At 43.2% G+C, this 22,557-nt stretch carries 19 protein-coding genes; 15 read left to right on the forward strand and 4 right to left on the reverse strand.

Annotated features, from left to right (window positions below; translation table 11 throughout):
- Positions 1-122 precede the first annotated feature (122 nt).
- The 3 genes from ACIQXV_RS07080 (at position 123) to ACIQXV_RS07090 (ending at position 4,117) form a co-directional block, all read left to right on the forward strand.
- Positions 123-1,907 (forward strand): L,D-transpeptidase family protein, encoded by a 1,785-nt coding sequence (locus tag ACIQXV_RS07080; RefSeq protein ID WP_402957290.1) that lies wholly within the window; start codon positions 123-125, stop codon positions 1,905-1,907.
- 415 nt (positions 1,908-2,322) lie between these two features.
- Positions 2,323-3,480 carry an Alp7A family actin-like protein gene (locus ACIQXV_RS07085; RefSeq protein WP_402957292.1) on the forward strand — a complete coding sequence of 386 codons (1,158 nt, stop codon included), beginning with the start codon at positions 2,323-2,325 and terminating at the stop codon, positions 3,478-3,480.
- Positions 3,481-3,493: 13 nt separating this feature from the next.
- Complete coding sequence (locus ACIQXV_RS07090) at positions 3,494-4,117, forward strand: hypothetical protein (RefSeq protein ID WP_402957294.1); 624 nt, start codon at positions 3,494-3,496, stop codon at positions 4,115-4,117.
- A 255-nt stretch (positions 4,118-4,372) separates the two neighbouring features.
- On the opposite strand, the gene ACIQXV_RS07095 is transcribed toward ACIQXV_RS07090, so the two are convergent.
- Both ACIQXV_RS07095 and gdhA read right to left on the reverse strand, forming a co-directional pair.
- A complete protein-coding gene (locus ACIQXV_RS07095) occupies positions 4,373-4,501 on the reverse strand; it encodes a DUF4023 domain-containing protein (RefSeq protein ID WP_402957296.1) in 129 nt (42 codons plus the stop codon).
- A 96-nt stretch (positions 4,502-4,597) separates the two neighbouring features.
- Entirely contained in the window at positions 4,598-5,980 is a 1,383-nt protein-coding gene (gene gdhA, locus ACIQXV_RS07100; protein WP_402957298.1) for an NADP-specific glutamate dehydrogenase, read from the reverse strand.
- A 155-nt stretch (positions 5,981-6,135) separates the two neighbouring features.
- Between gdhA and gltC the strand changes: the two genes are divergently transcribed.
- The 3 genes from gltC (at position 6,136) to ACIQXV_RS07115 (ending at position 9,806) form a co-directional block, all read left to right on the forward strand.
- On the forward strand, positions 6,136-7,041 hold the full coding sequence (gltC, locus tag ACIQXV_RS07105) for a glutamate biosynthesis transcriptional regulator GltC (protein ID WP_402957300.1): 906 nt from the start codon (positions 6,136-6,138) through the stop codon (positions 7,039-7,041).
- A gap of 97 nt (positions 7,042-7,138) precedes the next feature.
- Positions 7,139-8,761 carry a glutamate synthase-related protein gene (locus ACIQXV_RS07110; protein WP_402957715.1) on the forward strand — a complete coding sequence of 541 codons (1,623 nt, stop codon included), beginning with the start codon at positions 7,139-7,141 and terminating at the stop codon, positions 8,759-8,761.
- Between the two features lie 94 nt (positions 8,762-8,855).
- Positions 8,856-9,806: a phosphotransferase family protein gene (locus ACIQXV_RS07115; protein WP_402957302.1), complete on the forward strand. Its 951-nt coding sequence runs from the start codon at positions 8,856-8,858 to the stop codon at positions 9,804-9,806.
- Between the two features lie 32 nt (positions 9,807-9,838).
- Here ACIQXV_RS07115 and pepT read toward each other — a convergent pair whose 3' ends face one another.
- The gene (pepT, locus tag ACIQXV_RS07120) at positions 9,839-11,071 is read right to left on the reverse strand and encodes a peptidase T (RefSeq protein WP_402957304.1); all 1,233 of its coding nucleotides are present in this window, start codon (positions 11,069-11,071) and stop codon (positions 9,839-9,841) included.
- 421 nt (positions 11,072-11,492) lie between these two features.
- Here pepT and ACIQXV_RS07125 point away from each other — a divergent pair, with 421 nt between their 5' ends.
- The 4 genes from ACIQXV_RS07125 to ACIQXV_RS07140 are packed head-to-tail and all read left to right on the forward strand — an operon-like array spanning position 11,493 to position 14,636.
- On the forward strand, positions 11,493-12,116 hold the full coding sequence (locus ACIQXV_RS07125; protein ID WP_402957306.1) for a TetR/AcrR family transcriptional regulator: 624 nt from the start codon (positions 11,493-11,495) through the stop codon (positions 12,114-12,116).
- A 15-nt stretch (positions 12,117-12,131) separates the two neighbouring features.
- The gene (locus ACIQXV_RS07130) at positions 12,132-13,016 is read left to right on the forward strand and encodes an ABC transporter ATP-binding protein (protein WP_402957308.1); all 885 of its coding nucleotides are present in this window, start codon (positions 12,132-12,134) and stop codon (positions 13,014-13,016) included.
- 6 nt (positions 13,017-13,022) lie between these two features.
- Positions 13,023-13,820 (forward strand): ABC transporter permease subunit, encoded by a 798-nt coding sequence (locus tag ACIQXV_RS07135; RefSeq protein WP_402957310.1) that lies wholly within the window; start codon positions 13,023-13,025, stop codon positions 13,818-13,820.
- 18 nt (positions 13,821-13,838) lie between these two features.
- Entirely contained in the window at positions 13,839-14,636 is a 798-nt protein-coding gene (locus ACIQXV_RS07140) for an ABC transporter permease subunit (protein WP_402957312.1), read from the forward strand.
- Between the two features lie 209 nt (positions 14,637-14,845).
- On the opposite strand, the gene ACIQXV_RS07145 is transcribed toward ACIQXV_RS07140, so the two are convergent.
- A complete protein-coding gene (locus ACIQXV_RS07145; RefSeq protein WP_402957314.1) occupies positions 14,846-15,544 on the reverse strand; it encodes a hypothetical protein in 699 nt (232 codons plus the stop codon).
- A 139-nt stretch (positions 15,545-15,683) separates the two neighbouring features.
- On the opposite strand from ACIQXV_RS07145, the gene ACIQXV_RS07150 reads away from it, so the two are divergent.
- The 5 genes from ACIQXV_RS07150 (at position 15,684) to ACIQXV_RS07170 (ending at position 22,466) form a co-directional block, all read left to right on the forward strand.
- Positions 15,684-16,418 (forward strand): gluconate 2-dehydrogenase subunit 3 family protein, encoded by a 735-nt coding sequence (locus ACIQXV_RS07150; RefSeq protein ID WP_402957315.1) that lies wholly within the window; start codon positions 15,684-15,686, stop codon positions 16,416-16,418.
- 175 nt (positions 16,419-16,593) lie between these two features.
- Complete coding sequence (locus tag ACIQXV_RS07155; RefSeq protein ID WP_402957317.1) at positions 16,594-18,309, forward strand: GMC family oxidoreductase; 1,716 nt, start codon at positions 16,594-16,596, stop codon at positions 18,307-18,309.
- Between the two features lie 94 nt (positions 18,310-18,403).
- Entirely contained in the window at positions 18,404-18,754 is a 351-nt protein-coding gene (locus tag ACIQXV_RS07160) for an ASCH domain-containing protein (RefSeq protein WP_402957319.1), read from the forward strand.
- 136 nt (positions 18,755-18,890) lie between these two features.
- A complete protein-coding gene (locus ACIQXV_RS07165; protein ID WP_402957321.1) occupies positions 18,891-20,621 on the forward strand; it encodes an ABC transporter ATP-binding protein in 1,731 nt (576 codons plus the stop codon).
- A complete protein-coding gene (locus ACIQXV_RS07170) occupies positions 20,622-22,466 on the forward strand; it encodes an ABC transporter ATP-binding protein (protein ID WP_402957323.1) in 1,845 nt (614 codons plus the stop codon).
- The last annotated feature ends 91 nt before the right edge of the window (positions 22,467-22,557 follow it).

Below are 22,557 nucleotides of genomic sequence, written 5' to 3' on the forward strand. Positions count from 1 at the left end.
AAAACTATTAATTTATTTTTCTAAAAAAATACAAAAATATTACAAGTTTTTCTTCAAATTATGACAAAAAATTTCGATTTGACATGTTATTGTAATATAAACTTCATAATTGGGGGATAGAGATGAAAAAGTTATCAGTTATTTTTGTTCTGCTATTAAGTATCTTTTTCTTTACAGTACCAGCAGATGCAGCTAGCAGTTCACAATTAATTATTATTAACAAAAAGACTAACACTCTAGCATTTTATAATGCTGGTAAGTTTGTCAGAACATTTAGCGTAGCAACAGGGAGATCAAGAGATTTAACTCCGGAAGGGAAATTTAGAATTGTAAATAAGATTGTTAACAGACCCTACTATACGGGGAATATTCCCGGAGGTGACCCACGTAATCCATTAGGAAACAGGTGGATGGGGTTAGAAGCAAATGGTACATATGGTACAACATATGCAATACATGGAAATGCTAATGAAAGTTCCATTGGCAAGTATGTAAGTTCCGGCTGTGTCCGAATGCATAATGAGGAAGTCCGTTGGCTGTTCGATCAAGTTGAATTGTATGCAACCGTCATCATTGCCTATTCCGACAGCAGCTTTGATGCTATTGCGAAGGCTAATGGTATTTCAGTCAATACAGACGGCTGGGTTAAGGTAAGTGGTGATTGGTATTACTATGCAAACGGGACAGTGAAAACTGGATGGCAGTCCATCAGTGGAAAATGGTATTACTTTAATGGCTCTGGCGTAATGAAAACAGGCTGGCAAAAGGATGGTAACAACTGGTATTACCTTGATTCCAGCGGTGCCATGAAGACGGGCTGGTTAAAAGATGGGGGCAGTTGGTTTTATTTGAGTTCCAGTGGCGCCATGAAAACAGGCTGGTTGAAAGATGGCGGCAGCTGGTATTATCTTGACACCTATAGCGGTGCAATGAGAACAGGCTGGGTGGCAGACGGCACCGGCTGGTACTATTTAAACAGTAACGGCACAATGAAAACAGGCTGGTTTAAAGAAGGAAACAGCTGGTACTATCTTGCATCAAGCGGTGTGATGAAAACAGGCTGGGTTAAAGATGGCAACAACATGTATTATTTAGATGATAAGAGCGGGATTATGAGAACATGCTGGTTAGCCAAAGACGGCAGCTGGTATTACCTCAATCCTTACAGCGGTGACATGAGAACAGGCTGGTTGAAGCAAACAGAGGGCTGGTATTATCTTGATGCTAATGGAAAAATGGTTTCCAATACAACGATTGATGGCTATGTCATTGGTGCAGATGGAATATGGGTCAAAGTGGAATATGTTGCTTTAGGGGATTCCCTGGCAGCCGGATTGATGCCAGATGGCCAAACAGATAATTTAGGTTATCCAGATTATATTGCAGAAAACTTTAGTAAATCCTATGATTTAATTGATTTTGATAACTTTGGTGTTTCTGGATTTACTACAGGGCATGTTATTGAGCAATTAAAAGACGCAGGTGTGCAAAAGGAAATAAAAGAAGCTACACATCTTACAATTGATATTGGTGCAAATGATCTGCTTCCAGTTATTCAAAAAGATCCGACTCAAGCCCCAGCGGCAATTGGTATGATTTCTGCAAATCTAAACGCAATTTTGGCCAAAATTGATGAACTGAACCCTAAGGTAAAGGTTTATGTTATGGGCTATTATAACCCATTCCCATACCTACCACAGGAACAGCAAGCACAATTAATTCCGGTGTTAACGGCTTTCAATGGTCAAATTCAAGCACAAGCGATACAACATGGCGATACATTCGTAGCAACGGATGCATTGATCGCGAGCAATTTCCAAGAGTATCTTCCAAATCCGGCAAATATCCACTTAAGCCTTACAGGATATCAAGCAGTGGCCGGAGAGTTCTGGAAGGTAATGAAATAATAAGCAAATAATAGTTAGTAAAGGCACCTGTTAAGGGTGCCTTTCTTTGTGTGCAAGATGTATTGAGAAGAAATTAGATTCCTGAGTCTAACTGAAATATTTGTAACATTCCATGGCTGTATACAGTATTGTAAACTTGTTTACTTTTTGTATACATTCTGTTTGCAAATTCGTTTACATGTATACAAACTTGTGCACATCCAATAACCGTGCGTTGTATACAAATTTGTCGTCAATGTTTACAATTATGTATACATTACTGCCGAAGTTTACAAATTGTTTACTATTTTACACACTCATTTCTTTTCTGCCTGCCTCATTGAAGAATCTAGTAATTTCCTATAGACTTAAATAGAAGGTACTAGAAATCTATTTTTTATAAAATAAATCTATTAAACGAAAAGGAATGATGTTTATGACTAAATCCAGGGTTGCCGCTGTAGATGTTGGAAATGACTCCATTAAGGCCATTTTCGGAGAATTAGAGTATGAATTAAATATTCCTAACATCGTTGCGAGAGACACAGAAGACCGCCCGGTAATTGGGATTGAAGAGCTTGACGATAAGAATCCGTTAGATGGGATTCATATCAAAGTCCACTCCCCTGCATTGAAGGAAAATAACGTCATTTATCGTGTCGGGAATCTAGCGACTAAAAGTAATAATGCCACCGAGTTAGACCCTGGCAGCAGCAAGTCTGAGGAAGACCAAACGTTAATCATGCTCTTTACCACATTGGCATTGGATGCGGTGAAACAAGAGAGTTTTCCAAAGACAAAGAATGTCATTGATGCCAGCTACACATTAGGTACCGGCCTGCCCCTCCGTGAAGTAAAGGAAGGAAAAGATGCCGGATATCGTTCAAAATTAGTTGGATCCGTCCATCAAGTTGAATTTTTAGTGACGCCAAAATATCAGGGATTAAAGGTAAATATTAAATTTAATGACGTAAAGGTCTATCCTGAAGGATTTGCTGCCTACATTAACCTGGTGATGGATAATAATTTAAAAATCATTAATAAGGATTTAATCGATAAGCGTATCTTAATTCAAGATATTGGCGGATTATCAACCGATATCGCGGTTATTAAAAATCGCAATGTTGATGATGATAAGGCACAAGGGTTTAACCTGGGGGTTTCTGAATCATTAGAAACGATTCGCGAAGAAATCAGAACGAAGCACGGAGTTGAACTGGACAGCCGCCGCGATGTGGTCGAAATTATTACGAGGAAAAACGATCGAAACCATATTATGGTCAAAGGAAGCAGGACAAGCGTTCACGATATTACTGATCGCATTTTGCTTGATTTAGCTAAAAAACAATATCGCTTATTACGGAATGTGTGGCAAAAGAACTCACAAACGGAAATCTGCTATTTTGTTGGCGGCGGGGCTCATGTCTTAAAGGATTATCTAAAAACATTAAATAATAATTTAGATGGCTACAATATTGAATTTTTTGAAGATGATAAGGAAAGTATTTGGATGATGGCAAATGCTTATTATAAACTCATTACAGATTTTGTCAGAAAAACGGAGAAGCCGAAAGCTGTACCTGTAAAGAGTTAATTAAGGTGATTCTATGAAAAAGACTGCTGCCAATGAAATTAATAGAGGCCAAGCGCTTTCCTTTCGTGTCCCTTCGGATACTCCTGACCATATCTTAAAACAGCTGCAAAAATTAAAAGAAACAGAGAGAAGAAATTTTTCAAGTAAATTGGCGGAGTTTGTGCTGCAAGGGGTTAACCAGTCATTTTCCAGGGAAAAGGAAACAATCACAATCCCCCTTCCAAGGAATTTAACGAAAGCCCAGCGAGATTGGCTGAAGCATGAGCACTCAGAGGCGTTGTTAGGAAGTATTGTCTATCAGCTGATTTCCGACCCGATGCGTTCCACCTCTTTACTGGCATCATTGAATAGTAATTCATTGGACATTGAAGAGGCTTTGTATCTTCAGGAGGCAGTATTTCCCGAGGAACTTGCCGTTTCCTCCGAAGAAGAAAGCAGCAGTCACGAGGAAATAGCCGCCGCTGTGATCGAGGAGACTCCAGCTCCCATTGATTTATCCGATATGGAGGACGACTTGAGTGAGTTTGATTGGGAAGGTGCGAAAAAGGAGCAAGTGGCTTCGCAAGAGGAAAATAAAGAGGAAGAGTATGATATAGATGACCTGCTTGGCGGGTTTTTGGCGAATATGAATAAGTAACTATTTTAATAGAAAGGGCCAAGCTCTCAGCAGCGGAAAATACCGCTTAGAGGATTGGCTCTTTTCAAAATATAAGAAATTTTAAATTTCGACTTTGAGAATTGTCCAGCTCCAAAGCCCTAGCGGCTATTGTCCTTCGCTCTCCGCCCTACGATAAGTCAACATCGAATCGCCTTCGCTCTTCGTGTTTCCTTTATCTCAGTTGGAGCGCTCCAGGCCATACGCCGCTGACCAGGGCGCTTCCGCTTTTCTAATTTAATGCTTATGATTCGGTAATTTTTTACCGGGGTGATTGTCGCCTTGCTTTTCCCGATTTTTTCTGTCCTTTTCCTGGTTTTCCTGAAGCTTTTCGACAAACTCGTGGGTGCTTTTGTTGTTATCCATATCGCTAAACCTCCTTGATAATTGAACCAATGTTAATGTAACCAGTCGGCAAAGAAAACATGCAGGCAAAAAAAAATCTCCCTAGTAGGAGATTTTTTAAATTACACCCTGTGCGATCATCGCGTCAGCAACTTTCGTGAAACCGGCGATGTTGGCGCCTACGACCAAGTTACCTGGGAAGCCGTATTCTTCAGCTGCCTTTACACTGTTTTGATAAATATTAATCATGATTTGGTGGAGCTTGGCATCGACTTCCTCAAAAGTCCAGGACAACCGCGCACTGTTTTGCGCCATTTCTAAGGCGGAAACGGCGACACCGCCAGCATTGGCAGCTTTACCTGGTCCAAACAGCACCTCGCTGTTGAGGAATACATCAACGGCTGCTAATGTTGAAGGCATATTGGCACCTTCACCAACCGCTTTCACACCATTTGCCACAAGTATTTTTGCTGATGTTTCATCAATTTCATTTTGGGTCGCGCAAGGTAAGGCGATATCACATGGAATCGACCAAATCCCTGAGCACCCTTCGAAATATTGGGCATGCGGGTGGTATTTCACGTATTCGCTAATTCGTTTCCGATCAACTTCTTTAATTTGTTTGACAGTTTCTAAATTGATGCCAGTTTCATCATATATATAACCATTGGAATCACTGCAGGCCACAACCTTAGCGCCAAATTGCGCTGCTTTTTCCATCGCATAAATGGATACATTACCCGAGCCGGAAACAACGACCGTACTGTCGCAAAAGCTTAAGCCTTGATCCTTTAACATTTCCTGAACAAAATAGACGGCACCATAGCCGGTGGCCTCTGTACGTGCTAAACTTCCGCCGTATCCCAAGCCTTTTCCGGTTAAAATCCCTGCCTCAAAGCTGCCGCGGATTCTTTTATATTGGCCAAACATAAAGCCGATTTCTCTTGCCCCAACACCGATATCCCCTGCCGGTACATCGACATCCGGACCAATATGGCGGTAAAGCTCTGTCATGAAGCTTTGGCAGAAGCGCATGATTTCGCCGTCCGATTTTTCCTTCGGATCGAAATCAGAGCCTCCTTTTCCGCCGCCAATTGGCTGACCGGTTAAGGAATTTTTAAAAATTTGCTCAAAGCCTAAAAATTTGATAATGCTGGCATTCACAGACGGATGGAAGCGTAAACCGCCTTTATATGGACCGATGGAACTGTTGAACTGTACGCGGAATCCGCGGTTTACTTGCACTTTTCCACAATCGTCTACCCAAGGAACGCGAAAGGTAATGACCCTTTCCGGTTCAACGATTCTTTCAAGGGTCCCCTGCTCGATATATTTTGGTTGTTTGGCAAAAACAGGCACGAGTGAATCGAAAATTTCCTTTACTGCCTGATGGAATTCACTTTCAAACGCATTGCGGTTTTTCACCGTTTCGAACACACTTTCTACATATTCCCTTGCAGCCTTTGTACCTGATTGTCTAACATCTTCAATTGTTTGCATGGAATTCACTCCTTTTACAAAAATAAACATTTATATACTGAATATTCTTCATATTATTATCGTTTTATTTTATAATTGATAAATAATCTGAGCAATATGGAAAATAGATAAGATTAATGCCAAAAATAGATTGATTAAAAAAGAGGAGGGATTTGGTGGAGTTAAGACAGATTCACTATTTTATTGAGGTCGCCAAAAGAGAGCATGTAACAGAGGCTGCCCATGCCCTGCATGTCGCCCAATCAGCCGTGAGCAGGCAGATTGTTAATTTGGAAGCGGAATTAGGGGTAGATTTGTTTATCCGTGAAGGCCGAAATGTCAAACTGACTCCGATTGGTGCCTTGTTTTTAGAGCAGATGCAGCAGGCGATGAAGCTGATTGATAATGCCAAACGAGAAGTGGAGGAATTTTTGGACCCGGAAACCGGAACAATTCGCATCGGCTTCCCGAGCAGCCTGGCAGCGTATACCTTACCAACTGCCGTTTCAGCGTTTCGTGAGCGCTATCCCCATGTTAAATTCCAGCTCCATCAAGGTTCCTACCAATCGTTAATTGATGGTGTGGGAAAAGGCGATTTTAACCTTGCCCTTCTCGGCCCAGTGCCTAAGAAGGAAAAGAAAATTAAAGGAACAACATTATTTACTGAAAATATTGTTGCCTTATTGCCGCACACCCATCCCCTTGCCACCAAATGTATTTTAGCATTAAGTGAATTAAGGGAAGATTCCTTTGTTCTTTTTCCAAATGGATTTATTTTACGAGAAATCATTGTCCATGCCTGCGCACAGCTTGGCTTTGAACCAAAGGTGTCATTTGAGGGGGAGGATATTGATGCCATCAAAGGCTTGGTTTCTGCAGGGCTTGGCGTGACACTTATTCCTGAAATCACGCTAATTGACAGCCTCCCGAGGTCAACGGTGAAGATCCCGATTACAGAACCGAATGTAACAAGAACTGTCGGTGTCATTATCCCAAGTGAACGTGAGCTGCTGCCGACAGAAAAGCTTTTTTATGAGTTTTTGGGAGAGTTTTTCAGCATCCTTGACAGGTATCAAAATTAACACTGCCCCCGAAGTTATTGGATTTAAACGTTACCATCTTACATATGTATTAAAGTAAGAAGCGGCTGACACAGTTGCTTTTGGAAAAAATCAAGTGATGGTGGTGGTTTCAAACAATAACGAGGGGGATGCGGAAGTGGTAGTAACGATCTTAATCTTTCTTTTGCTTGTCTTTATTGGGGGGCCGCTTTGTTTCTTTCTTTGGCTTCGGAATTTGGCAAAGAAGCCGCAGCATTCGATTATTCGCGCCTATCCTTATTTTGGCTGGATGCGCTACGTTCTGGAAATGATGGGGCCGAAGTTAAGGCAGTATTGGTTCGACAGTGATAATGGCACTGGGCCGTTTTCTCGTGCCGATTATTTGGGAATCATTTTTTCAGCGAAATATCGTACGGATTTGATCAGCTTTGGCTCAAAGCGGGACTTTGAAAAACAAGGTTACTATATCGCCAATGGCTTGTTTCCGCTGTTGAATGAAGAATTGCGGGTGGACAACGAAGAAAAAATTCATGCGATGAAATACAAGATTGAACATGAGGGTTTGTTCACACGACGTGAGAGTCTTGAAGGAGATCAAATTACCCGTTGGCTTTATCCCAACGAGGACACGATTATAGTTGGTGCCGAACGGGAAAATCCCTGGATGCTTCACGGACCTTTTGGGGCTTCGGCCACATCGTATGGTTCGGTTGGCGAAAACTATATCCTTTCCACCGGCTATGGCAGCAGGATGGCAGGTGGATCCTGGATTAATACAGGTGAGGGCGGTATAGCTCCTGAGCACTTAGAAAGCGGTGCTGATGTGGTTGCCCAAATCGGTCCGGGGTTATTTGGTTTTCGGAATGAGGATGGTCATTTTTCACTGGAGGAATTTAGGAAGCATGCACAGCAGCCGGTGATCAAGGCATTTGAACTCAAATTTGGCCAAGGGGCAAAAATTCGCGGCGGCCATTTGGAAGGTTCGAAGGTGACGGCAAAGGTGGCACGAATTCGTAAGGTGAAGGAGGGCCAAACCATCAATTCGCCCAATCGTTTTTCGTTTTTACATAACGAAACCGAAGCGCTCCAGTTTATTAAACGGCTGCAGGATGAAGGCGGGAAACCCGTTGGGATTAAAATCGTCGTCGGCTACGGGTCAAACTTGGATGCCTTGTTTGCGGCAATGAAAGGAATGCACATCTATCCTGATTTTATTACGGTTGATGGCGGTGAAGGCGGAACCGGCGCCACCTATAAGTCGATGGCAGACAGCATGGGGCTTCCCCTTTATCCGGCCTTGATTACCGTTGTCGATAAAGCCCATCAGTTTGGGGTTCGCGATAAGCTGAAGATTTTTGCCTCCGGGAAATTGATTTCTGCCGATAAAATAGCGATTGCACTGGCCATTGGTGCGGATGCCGTCAATTCAGCGCGCGGTTTTATGATCGCGGGCGGCTGCATCATGGCGATGCAGTGTCATACCGGCAAATGCCCGGCAGGCGTGACAACGACAGACCCGAAGCATCAAGAAGCGCTGGTCCCGGAGGAAAAGAAATGGCGGGCCATGAACTATATTATCAATGTCCGCCAGGGGCTTTTTGCCCTGGCAGCCGCTTGCGGTATCGATACACCGCGTAAATTCACTCGTGACCATATTGTCTTTAAAACGGAATCAGGCCAAGTGGAAAGACTCTCCGAACTGTTCCCCCTTCCTGATTCTTCAGGACGGAGAGAAAAATGAGGCTAAAATTCTTGCCATGATGGGAAGTTAGCATTATAGTCATGGTGGAAATGTTTACTACTAACTACGAAACTATTGGAATAGGTGGTGGGCTATGGAACTGCCTGCTAATATGGTCCATCCTGATGGCACATTAAATGAAGAATTAATCCTGAAAAAAGAACCCCTTTATCAGGGGATGAACGGGAGATTTGTCGAAAGGTTCTATCTTCCCACTAAAGAAAGTTATATTTTTAAGCCATTAACGAATAATGGCCAGTTAGGCAAAGAAGTATGGGTCCACGAGCAAGTTCTTCCCCTCTTCCCGGCTATTTTTCCAAAAATACTCTCGTATTCGATCAATGATGAGCCTGTAAGAAATTGGATGATTCTTGAGGATCTTGGTCAATTGTCGCATGACTTTAATGAAGACAGTGCACTGGGTGCGGCCAAATGGGCGGCCTGGTGGCATTCCTTGCCGATTGAAAAACTTGGCGATGTACCACGTGTGGGTTTGAAACCGCAGTTTAAGGAGATTGTTACGGATATTTGTAGGCGGAAGGATGAATTCCTTCGCTTATTGCCAAGTCTCGGAATGGAAAGGAATCTTGTCGATATGATTTATGCATTGCTTGATAGATTCGTATTTTCAGAGAAACTAGTATTGACTCACGGCGACTTACATTCAGGGAATTTTGCGATGGCGAAGGGTCAGTTGATGATTTTAGACTGGGAGCACACCCATTTAAATGTGCCATACTGGGATTTGTATCATCTGATTGATATGTCGCATCCGCTTTTTCCGAAAAAAATGACGGTTTCGTTTCGCGAGAGAATCTTATCTTCGTATCTGGATCAGATTGAATTTGAGGTAGATCGTGATGCGTTTATGAAGGAGTATTATTTGTTTGCTGCCGTGTTTTCGATCTGGATGATTTTGCTTATTCAGAAAGACTTGCAGGGAAATGGCGGGAAATGGTCTGCTGTGCAGTTGCAGGCACAGCTGCAGGAGACGGTTGCAAGCCTTAGACAGTGCGGTGCAGCCCTTGTGTATGGAAAAAGCTAACCCTTAGTTTGATTCGGGTTAGCTTTTTTAGCTTATGCTTTTTGCTCTGTAAGTTTGATAATTTCAATGATGGTATGGGTTGCTTTAACCATATTATCAACGGAGATAAATTCAAATTTACCGTGGAAGTTTTCGCCGCCGGTAAAAATATTCGGTGTTGGCAGCCCCATATAGGATAGCTGTGAGCCGTCGGTGCCGCCGCGGATTGGTTTGGTGATCGGAGTGATGTCCAAATTAACCATTGCTTGGTGGGCGATATCGACGATCTCTTTAACCGGTTCAATTTTTTCTCTCATGTTGTAATACTGGTCATTTAATTCAAGCAGGATCTTGTCTTGGCCATATTTCTCTTTTAAGTCACTCACAATGGCCTCGAGGTCGGCCTTACGGGCATTGAATTTCTCCCTGTCATGGTCCCTGATAATATAGTTAAGGTTTGTTTGCTCGACATCCCCATTGAAGGAAAGCAGATGGAAAAAGCCTTCGTATCCTTCGGTATGCTCTGGGACTTCTTGTGCTGGAAGTTTGCTATGTAACTCCATTGCAATTTTCATTGAATTGACCATTTTATTTTTCGCTGAACCAGGGTGAATGTTATTGCCTTTGATGGTAATTTTGGCCCCTGCAGCATTGAAGCTTTCGTATTCGAGCTCCCCTAACGGACCGCCGTCAACGGTGTAGGCATAGTTTGCATTGTAGGCCGCAACGTCGAACTTATGTGGTCCTCTGCCAATTTCCTCATCCGGTGTGAACGCAACGCGGACCTTACCGTGCTTAATTTCCGGATGTTTAATCAGGTAGGCCATGGCGGTCATGATTTCGGTGACACCGGCCTTGTTGTCCGCGCCAAGCAGCGTCGTGCCGTCGGTTGTAATTAAGGTGTGGCCCTTATATTCTGGCAGGCTTGGAAAGTCTTTCGGTGACATGATTACCTTTAGCGCCTCGTTTAGGACGATTTCCCCGCCATCATAGTTTTCTACGATTTGCGGATTCACGTTTTTGCCAGTGAAGTCAGTAGCCGTGTCGACATGGGCGAGGAAGCCGATCGTTGGTACAGTTTTGCTGGTGTTTGCGGGCAAGGTCGCCATCAAATACCCATTTTCATCTAGTGTTACTTCATCCATGCCAACTTGTTTTAATTCTTTTTCTAGCATGTGCAGCAATGTCCACTGACCCTCAGTTGATGGACAGGTCTCACTGCTCTCATCCGATTGCGTGTCCACCTTTACATAGGAAGTAAATCTTTCAATTAGCTCATTTTTCACCTATAACGCACTCCCCTTTTTTGTTTTGTTCATGATTATTTTATCACTATAGGAGAGCGGTTACACGTTTTTGCAGTCATTTGCCGCTTGATTAGTGATTACTTGCGGATAAGCGCCAATAACTTGCGAAAGGCGAAGTTACTTACGGATAGGCATAAATAACTTGCGGATAAGGCAAAGTTACTTGAGGATAAACATCAATTACTTGCGAAAGCCGCGATGACTTGCGAAGGTTGTCAATCTTTCATTCCTAATATCAGACATCGTAGCACATTCCAAAAAGGCAAACTATAAAGTTCATATTTTTGTAAAAAAAATACATTGTACACCATTGACCGGTGGGGTCAACGGGATTATAATGATGCCATTAACATCAATATTGACTGATATGGTCAACGTCAAGAAATGGAGGGCTGTCACAGTGTTTTCGAAGTTTCTCAACATAGATCAGGAAAAACAAGATCGAATCATCAATGCCGCTATAAAGGAATTTGCCCAGAAAGGATATGACCGGGCATCGACCAATGAAATCGTGAAAGAGGCCGGTATTTCCAAGGGGCTGTTGTTTCATTACTTTGGAAATAAAAAGCAACTGTTTTTATTTTTATTTGATTATTGTTACGAGATTATTGCGGAGCAGTTTTATCAAAAAATTAACCTAAATGAAAAGGACTTTTTCACAAGAATTCGGCAGGCAGTTATGATCAAAATGGAATTGCTCACCACCTATCCGGACCTCTTCAAATTTATCGAAGAGGCTTATATGGAGGACTCAACTGAAGTAAAAGTCGAGGTAGATAAACGGGTAAAAGAATGGAATGACGCCAATTTTGGTAAAGCATACGAGGGCATTGATTTTTCAAAATTCCGAGATGACATGGATATCAAAAAGGTGCTTAAGATTATAACCTATACCTTTGAAAAGTTGAGCGAAGAGGAGCTTTTAAAAGCAAAGCTGTCACCAACGCATCATGTTGATTATGAAAAGGTATTTTTAGAGGCAGAAGACTATTTTGAGATTTTCACCAAATGTTTTTATAAATAAAGGGGGCACTCCAAGATGAATGTGATCGAAATCAAAAATCTTACAAAGACGTACGGCAAAGCAAGAGGAATCACTGACATCAGCTTTCATGTCGAACAAGGGGAGATTTTTGGCTTCATTGGGCCAAACGGTGCTGGTAAATCTACAACCATCAGAACGCTATTATCGCTCATTTACCCCACCAGCGGCAGTGCAACGATTTTTGGCAAGGACTGCATTCAATTTGCCCCGGAAATAAAAAAGGAAATCGGCTACCTGCCGTCTGAAGTTTTTTATTATGACAATATGAAGGTAAAGGATCTATTAAAATATTCCGCAAGTTTTTATAAAAAGGATTGCAGTAAGAGAATCAAAGAATTAGCGGACATCATGGACCTGGATCTCAATAAAAAAATCGATGACCTTTCATTGGGAAATAAAAAGAAGGTTGGGATTGTACAAGGGCTGCTCCATGAGCCAAAACTCATTATTCTTGATGAACCAACGAGCGGTCTCGACCCATTAATGCAGCAAAAATTCTTTGAACTCCTTGAAGAAGAGAATAAGAAGGGCGCGACGATTCTCTTTTCGTCGCATATCCTTAGCGAGGTGCAAAGACTATGCAATCGCGTTGCCATCATTAAAGAGGGCAAGATTGTTACCGTTGAAAAGATTAGTACCTTACAAGAAAACAATTATAAAAAGTTCAAAATCGAAACGAAATCGCCCCTTGACTCGAATTACTTTAATCTCAGCGGTGTTAACAATTTAACGGTTAACGATAACGTTACCAGCTTTATTTTTAAAGGAAATATTAATGATGTCATGAAAAAGATTGCAGAGATTGAAATCGCCAATCTGTGGATTGAGGAGCCGGACCTTGAGGAGATCTTTATGCACTATTATGAAAAGGAGGCATAGTAAGCTATGAATATCTTTTTACATGAATTGAAGGCTTATCGGAAGTCGACGATCATCTGGTCGTTCTCCTTAGTGTTGATCATTGTTCTGTTTATGTCGTTCTATCCCTCTTTTGCAAAGGATGCTGAGGGTTTTAAGAAAATTATGGAGGGATATCCGGAGGCGATCAGAAATGCTTTAGGGTTTAGCCTGGGGAATTTCTTTACCATTGTGGGTTTCTACTGCTTTCCATTATCGTTTATTACGCTGTGTGGTGCGATCCAAGCGATGAATCTGGGAACCAGCATTGTCAGCAAGGAAGTCCGTGAGAAAACGGCGGATTTTCTGTTAACGAAGCCCGTTACCCGGACAACGGTTTTGACCGCTAAGCTAGTGGCGGCATTCAGTTCTATCGTCATCACCAATATTGTATATATAGCGGCAGCAAGCATCATGGCCTTTCAAGTGAAGACGGATGACTTTAGCTTAAAAGTTTTTGTCATGCTTTCGCTTACGATGTTTTTTATTCAACTGATTTTTCTGGCGTTAGGAATCATTATTTCCGTGATTGTGCCGAAGATTAAATCCGTGTTGACCGTGTCACTGGCGACCGTTTTTGCTTTTTACTTTATCGGCATGCTCGCCGATACGTCTGGTGAGGATGCGAAACGATATTTTTCGCCGTTTAAATACTTTGACACCGCTTATATCATTAGACACTCCGGCTTTGAAGCGTCCTTTTTGATTGCCGGTGCCATCATAATCATTTTCGCCATTGCGGCCAGTTATGTTATTTATGCTAAAAAGGATATTCATGCTGTTTAACATGGGGGTGTTTCAAAAGTGAATATATTTAGAAAAGAAATGAAGTCACATCGAAAATCACTTATTTTCTGGTGCATTGGTGTATTCCTGATGGTGGTGTCAGGAATGGCAAAATATGATGCGTATTCGTCATCGGGACAATCGATCAATGATTTGGTGGCCGATCTGCCCCAATCATTACGAGCAGTTCTAGGGTTCGGTGCCGTGGATTTATCGAAGGTTGGCGGCTATTATGCCTTACTGTTTCTTTATTTGCTATTAATGGCGACCATCCACGCGGCGATGCTTGGCGCCACCATCATTGCCAAAGAAGAGCGGGACAAAACGTTTGAGTTTCTATTTGTAAAGCCTGTGTCAAGGACGACCATCATTACCGCAAAATTAGCGGCGGCATTCACGAACATCGTGATTTTTAATCTCGTCACCTACTTTTCATCGATTATTCTGATCGCCAAATACAACGGTGGAAAATCAATCAATGGCGATATCGCCCTATTAATGATAGGAATGTTTATATTGCAGCTGTTGTTTATGGTAATCGGCAGTGCGCTTGCTGCGGTAAAAAAGAAACCAAAAACAGCTGCATCCCAAGCTACAGGCATTCTTTTGCTTACGTATATGTTATCGATTGCGATTGATTTGAACGAGCACATTGAAGGCTTGAAATATTTGACCCCGTTTAAATACTTTGAAGCCAAAAATGTGATGTTTGGTGGCGGGTTGGATTTCGTCTTCGTTGTCATATCTACCGTTTTGATTGCCGTGCTTTCCTATGTAACCTATGTTTTTTATCAAAAGAGAGATTTACACGTATAAAAAAAAGACCGATCTCGGTCTTTTTTTAAAGATAAGAGAGAATTAATTTCGACTTTGATAATTGTCCAGCTCCAGCGCCCTAGCGGCTAGTGTCCTTCGCTCTCCGCCCTACGATAAGTCAACATCGAATCGCCTCCGGCTCTTCGTGTTTCCTTTATCTCAGTTGGAGTGCTCCAGGCCATACGCCGCTAACCAGGGCGCTTCCGCTTTTATTTTTCCCTAGCCATTTTCACAAGTGTCTGGATGTCGCTTGAGAGTGACGGATAGTTTGGGGCATCCAATTTAATGTTGGCTTTAATTCCATCAATCAAGGGCAATGCCTTTGGGTTTGTAATTGTTAAGATTTGCACTTGGCCGTTAAAGGCCTTCCCCATCACCTCTTTGGCCCGATCCAAATTATCATCAGTATTCAATTTGGAAGGGTCGACCCCATCAAGGTTTCCTTTGCCGGAGAGTCCGGAAGTGTTTTTTAACACTTTGTTCTGCATCTCGTCATATCTGGTTGAGGTTGTTTCTTGCTGTGCCCTTGCGAGAATAATTGTATCATCGAGCACAAATACTTTTATCCCCGGGATCCCTTCCCCGGAAAGCCTTGATTCCAGGTGCGATGAAATTCCCCCATCATGCAAGCTAGAGCTTCCAATTAGGCTGTACACATTCGTTCCCACGCCGTTAGTTGTTTGGTTGTTAGCGTTTGTTGTTTTTTGCTTAGCGCGGTCAATACTTGGAATCACGTTTGGAGAGTCCGTAGACCCATGTACATGTCCATTTCCCTTCGTGTTTAAAGACTTTTCATAAAGGTTTTCAGCTGCTCCTACCCTATTCTCCCCTTGCTGCCCTGAGCAGGCAGTCAAAATGAGGAATGATAGTAAGAATGGTACACCACAGATTTTCCAGTTTCTTTTCATTATTTTTCCTCCTTTTTTTTATCATTGTTTCCTTTCCTTTTATAAGTATGAATGGTTTATTTTGGGAACATAATAAACCGAAAGAAAGGAATGACTGAAATTTTACGATAATTATCAAAAAAATCTGGAGGTGCACACATTGGTTGAAGAAAACAAAGAAAATCCAGAATCGTTATCAAGAAGGAAGTTTATTCGAAACACGGGTTACACGGTTGGCGGTCTTGCAATTGGCGGGGTAATAGGAAGTATTCTCCCCTTAGGAACTGCAAAGAAACATAAAGAAGAGAAGGCTGCCAATTTTAATCAAGCCCTTATGTATTTTACCCCTGAGCAATTTCGGGTTGTCGATGCGGCAACAGAGCGGATTTTTCCGAAGGATGATCATGGTCCGGGTGCAAAAGAATTGGGTGTGGCCTTTTTTATTGACCACCAATTAGCCGGTGAATGGGGATTCAATGGCAGGGAATATATGCAGGCCCCCTTTTTTCAAGGAGAAAAAGTGCAAGGCTACCAAGGCAGGTTAAAGCGGAGGGATATTTTCGATATTGCCATCCGTGAAATTCAAAACCACAGTAAAGACGTCTATAAAAAGGATTTCACTGCCCTAAAAGGAGAAGAACAGGATGCCATCTTAAGAGACTTTGAGGAAAACAAAGTTAATATCACGACCATTTCTCCGAGTGGATTTTTCCAAATGCTCAGGAGTGTCACCTTAGAAGGTGCCTACAGTGATCCGCTCTATGGAGGAAATAAAAATATGGATGGCTGGAAGATGAAAAACTATCCGGGCAGTCAAATGGCATATGCCAATATTATTGATAAGAAATTTAAGAAAGTGAAACCGCAAAGTCTTCAAAATCATATGAATCACTAAGAAAAGCGGAAGCGCCTTGCTCAGGGGCGACAGGCATAAGACGAGCCGGCGAGAAGGTTGCTCTTTAACCTTCTTGACGGATTGGCTTATGACCCCGAGCCCCTAGGCGCTGGAGCTGGACACTAAGAAAAGCGGAAGCTGCATATATTTCTATTTTAAAAAAGAAGGTGGAAGTATGGCGAGGAAATTGCCAAAAGTCGATGTTGTGATCGTTGGTGTTGGCTGGGCAGGCGGGATTATTGCCTCAGAGCTGACAAAAAAGGGACTTAAAGTAGTTGGATTAGAAAGAGGGAAAGAAAGAAAGACCGAAGATTACTTTATGGTGCATGACGAATTACGCTATGCCCTCCGATATGAGCTGATGCAAGACCTATCAAAGGAAACGATTACGTTTAGAGGCAATGAAAATATTCGTGCCCTGCCGATGCGGCAATACGGTTCGTTTCTAATTGGTGATGGCCTAGGCGGTGCGGGTGTCCATTGGAACGGGCAGACATTCCGCTTTTTGCCGTACGACTTTGAAATTTATAGTAAAACGGTTGAAAAATATGGAAAAGATAAAATCCCGGCGGATATGGCCCTTCAGGATTGGGGAATTACGTACGATCAGTTGGAGCCGTATTATGACAAATTTGAGAAGCTCGCAGGTATTTCGGGTGAGGAGAATCCCCTTGCCGGAAAACGGTCAAGTAAATATCCAACCCCGCCAATGAAAAAGTCACCGTCAATGGAAATGTTCGAGAAGGCCACGAAAAAAATGAAGCTCCATCCGTATATGATGCCGTCAGCTAACCTGTCCGAATCCTATACAAATCCGGATGGGATCAAACGAGCGGCCTGTCAATATTGCGGTTATTGCGAGCGCTTTGGCTGCGAATATGGGGCAAAGGCCGACCCTGTTGTCACTGTGATTCCTGTTGCCAATAAAACCGGCAATTTTGAAATTAGAACCCATTCAAACGTAAGAAGGATTTTAAAAACAGGAGACAAAGTGACGGGTGTCATGTATACAGATGTTACCACGGGTGAAGAAATCGAGCAGCCTGCAGATATTGTCGTTATGACTAGCTATGTATTCAATAATATTCGCCTGCTGTTAATGTCGGAGGTGGGCAAGCCTTACGACCCTAACACTGGAACAGGCGTGATTGGGAAAAATTACGCCTATCAGGTGATCAAAGGCAATGCAATCGGATTTTTCGATGATAAAGAATTTAGTACCTTTGCCGGTGCTGGTGCACTGGGAATGGTTATAGATGATTACAATGGTGATAATTTTGACCACGCAAATGTCAATTTTTTACACGGAGGGATGATCTCACTAAGTCAGACGGGACTAAGGCCGATTCAAAACAATCCGGTGCCCGGAGGCAAGCCAACCTGGGGGAAGGAGTTCAAGAAAAAGTCAGTCAAATATGCTAACCGTTTTTTATCGGTAGGTGCTCAAGGGTCTTCCCTGCCGTTTAAGCGTCACTTCCTTGACCTTGATCCAACCTATAAAGATGCATATGGAGACCCACTGATTCGCATTACCTTTGACTTTGAGGAACAGGACCGCCAGCTGGCAAGGTTTCTTGCGGACAAATGTGCAGATGTCCTAAAGGAAATGGGTGCGGATCATATTGATACGATGAAAGACTTAGGGCCATATGATATTACCACCTATCAATCAACCCACAATACCGGCGGTGTCATCATGGGAGCAGACCCAGCCACTTCCGCAGTGAATAATTATATGCAAATGTGGGACTTCGATAACTTGTTCGTGGTCGGGGCGTCCGCATTCCCGCACAACTCCGGCTATAATCCGACAGATACGGTTGGTGCGTTAGCCTACCGTGCCGCGGAAGGCATCCTTAAATACCATGACACGGGCGGCCAGGTTGTGTAAGCTGGTGATACCAGTGGAAATAATCCTTGGAATTGGATTTAACTATATCGATAATGTTAATATGGAAAAATAAACCGAAGAGGAGGAGAAATCAATGACAACACAAAATGAAAACAATACTTTGCCGCCAAAAACTTGTTCAGTTGAGCGTTTGGTTACGATGGAAAACGATGTGAAGAAGGTGCTCGCAGGAGAAAAAACAGCGACCCGCCGAAATGGCAGGTATGCCGACCCAGGCGAAATCATGACGCTTGAAAGCCGCCAGTTCGTGGTTGAAAAGGTTTATTCACAAAGCTTAGGGGAACTGACAGATGATGATGCTCGCCGCGAGGGCTTCGAAACGGTTGAAGAGTATAAGCAATCCATTCTTTCCTATCATCCGGGAATGCCGTGGCTGCCGCAAATGCGCGTCTGGGTTCATGAATTCCGCCCCGTTCAAGCTTAATAATTAGTTTTGCAAATGGTCCATTTTAGCAAATGGGCCATTTTTTTATTTTGAGTGACGAAATAATTGTTTATTTAGAGAAAACAAATTTATAATATCCTTATTAGAATTGTGACAAGCCGAGGTGGGGAATTCCATGAAGTTTTTAGCAAAATACATAAAGAAGTATTGGAAGTCTTTTAGCATTGCTGTCTTATTTCTCACCTTTGAGGCGATTAGTGATTTGATGCAGCCGACGATTATGGCAAAAATTATCGATGAAGGTGTTGCGGGCCGCGATATCAATTATGTCTTAAAAATGGGCGGTTTGATGCTGCTGATTACCGCTTTCGGTGCAGTGAGCGCCTCAATCAGAAGCGTAATAGCAAGCATTGTTTCGCAAAATTTTGGCACAGAGCTCAGGAGCGATTTGTTTAAAAAGGTACAAGCACTTTCGTTTAAAAACCTTGATAAGTTTGACCGCGCGTCGTTAATTACCCGCCTGACAAACGATGTCACCCAAGTGCAGGTATTTGTAAATGGGCTGATGCGCATCTTTGTCAAGGCGCCGCTGTTGGCCATTGGCGGGCTAGTGATGGCGGTACGGTTGAACCTCCACCTATCAGTCGTGCTAGCGGTTGTCGTGCCGATTGTAGCGCTATTAATCGTTTTTAATTTACGATTAGGGTTTCCCCTCTTTTCCAAGGTGCAAAAGGCACTAGACAGAGTGAACTCTGTTATCAGAGAGTACTTATCAGGTGTTCGCGTTGTCAAAGCGTTCAATCGCTTTGATGTTGAAATCGGCAAGTTCACAATGGCAAATGATCATTTTAAGGACCAATCGATCGCCGCAGGGCGCCTCATGGCAGCATTTAGCCCGGCGATTATGCTCACGGTAAATCTTGGCATCGTCGTCGTCCTTTGGATGGGCGGCTTAGGTGTTGATAGCGGTAAAATTCAAGTGGGCCATGTCATTGCCTTTATCAACTATATGACGCAAATCCTCTTTTCCTTGATGATGGTCTCGATGGTTTTCAATATGTTTGTCAGAGCGAAGGCCTCTGCCGGAAGAATTGACGAAATATTTTTACAAGATGATGATATTACCTGGGAAAATGAGACTGCACCACCATCTCATGCTGAAAAAGGCCGCATTGATTTTGAACATGTCTCTTTCTCCTATGAAGGAACGAGCGGTGAGCCTGTCCTAAAAAATATCAATCTCACAATCCTCCCAGGGGAAACTGTTGGGTTGATCGGCTCAACCGGTTCAGGGAAAAGCACGCTCGTCGGGCTGATCCCCCGCTTCTACGATGTCACGAGCGGGACGATAAAAGTAGATGGACAAGATATTAAACTTGTTAATCCAAAAAAACTACGGGATAAGATTGCGATGGTGCCGCAAAAGAATATATTGTTTACCGGCAGTGTCGCAGACAATATCCGCTGGGGAGAAGAAGAGGCAAAGCAGGAAGATGTGCTCGCTGCGGCGGCCATTGCCGGTGCCCATGACTTTATTGCGGCCTCCCCCGAAGGGTATCAAACGCAAATTGGCCAGGGTGGTGTTAATTTTTCCGGCGGACAGAAGCAGCGGATCTCGATTGCCAGGGCGTTAGTCAAAAAACCGGAGATTTTAATCTTAGATGATAGTACAAGTGCGGTGGACGTCGCAACCGAGGCAAAAATTAAAGAGGGATTGAAGAAATATGCCAAAGGGCTTACCTGTTTGCTGATTGCCCAGCGGATTACTTCGATTATCGATGCCGATAAGATTGTCGTTCTTGACCAGGGCGAGCTTGTTGGGGTGGGAACCCATACGGAATTAATCACGGAATGTAAGGTTTATCAGGAAATCTATCAATCACAGATGGGTAAGGAGGTATTGTAAATGTCGAAAGGAACAGAACAGGCACCAGCAGCCCCTCCAACCCTCCGGCCTGGCGGTGCCCATCGTCTTCGGGGCCCTGTCGTCAAGCCGAAAAACTTTAAAGGGACTTTGAAACGTCTTTGGCACTATTTTGGCAACGAGCGAAAAATGCTTGCACTGATCTTTTTCTTTATTATCATTGATTCGGTACTCATGCTCCTCGCCCCGTTTCTAATCGGGAAAGCCGTTGATGCCATGAGTCTTCATAATGGAAAGGTAGACTTTCCATTTCTTGAAATCATGATCATCGTTCTAACTTGCGCTTATGCGGCAGATGCAGCCCTCACCTTTTTACAAGGCTGGCTGATGGCCGGTGTGGCCGGGAGGGTGGTCAAGCGCCTAAGGGATGCCCTGTTTACGAAACTGCAAAAGCTGCCGGTTTCCTTTTTCGACTCACGGACACACGGGGAGTTGATGAGCAGGCTGTCGAATGATATTGATAACGTCAGCAACACGATTTCGCAGTCGACTACGCAATTAATGTCCGGGGTGATCGTGATCTTCGGGTCATTAATCATGATGTTACTGTTAAGTCCTGTGCTGACACTGGCGAGTTTAGTGACCGTACCGCTAGTTTTCCTGCTGACGCGGACAATTGCCAAACGGACAAGTGTCTTATTTAAAAATCAGCAAGTACAGCTTGGTAAATTGAATGGCCATATTGAAGAAACGATTTCCGGCATTGAGGTTGTGAAGGCCTTTAATCATGAGGATAAGGTAGTCGAAGAGTTTGAAACGGTGAACACAAAGCTTCGTGATGTCGGCCTCAAGGCGCAAGTTTGGTCAGGTTTTTTGATGCCGATTATGAACGTCATTAATAATCTGGGCTTTGCCATTGTTGCCGTCATTGGCGGCATCCTTGCTGTCAAAAGTTTAATCACGGTTGGCGCGATTGCCAGCTTCATCACCTACTCGAGGCAATTTGTCAGGCCGCTTAATGACCTTGCTAACATTTTTAATATCCTTCAGTCTGGTGTGGTCGGTGCAGAGCGCGTCTTTGAAATTATCGATGAACAAGAAGAACCTGCAGATTCGCCAAACGCAGTGCCCTTGGAAAATCCAAAAGGCCATGTTGTCTTTGAAAATGTCAGCTTTGGTTACCGTCCGGACGTACCCATTTTAAAAAATGTCAGCTTCGAAGCGAATGTCGGCAGCAGTACCGCCCTTGTTGGTCCAACAGGAGCCGGAAAAACGACGATCGTCAACCTCCTGACGAGATTTTACGATGTGACAGAAGGAAGAATCCTGCTCGATGGCCGCGATATTCGCGATTACACAAGAGATAGCTTGAGAAGATGCTTTGGCTTTGTGCTTCAGGACACCTATTTATTTTCAGGAACAATCAAGGAGAACATCAAATACGGGAAACCGGATGCTAGCGATGATGAGGTAGAACAGGCTGCGAAAATGGCCAATGCTGATGTATTTATTAAACGGCTGCCGAATCAATATGACACGGTTCTCTCGGAAAATGGCGGCAACCTAAGTCAGGGACAGCGGCAGCTGCTCGCCATTGCCAGGGTGATTTTAGCAAAACCGGCCTTGCTCATTTTAGATGAGGCCACGAGCAGTATTGACACAAGAACAGAGCTTCATATTCAAGAAGCCTTGTTAAAATTGATGGCGGAGCGGACGAGCTTTATCATTGCCCACCGGTTAAATACGATTCGCGATGCCGATACCATCATGGTCATTGACAACGGGCAAATTGTCGAAAAAGGAAGCCATAATGTGTTAATGAACGCACAAGGCCGATATTATCAAATGTTTTATAACCAGTTTAAAAATATTGAAGGGGCATTGTAGTCAATTTTGCCTATATAATAAAAAATATACCCTCCATTCGTACTAGTATGGTAATGTGTATAAGGATATTGACTGAAAAATAGAGGGTGAA

This window comes from Neobacillus sp. NPDC097160 (genome assembly GCF_044762155.1).
Lineage (GTDB): Bacteria > Bacillota > Bacilli > Bacillales > Cytobacillaceae > Neobacillus.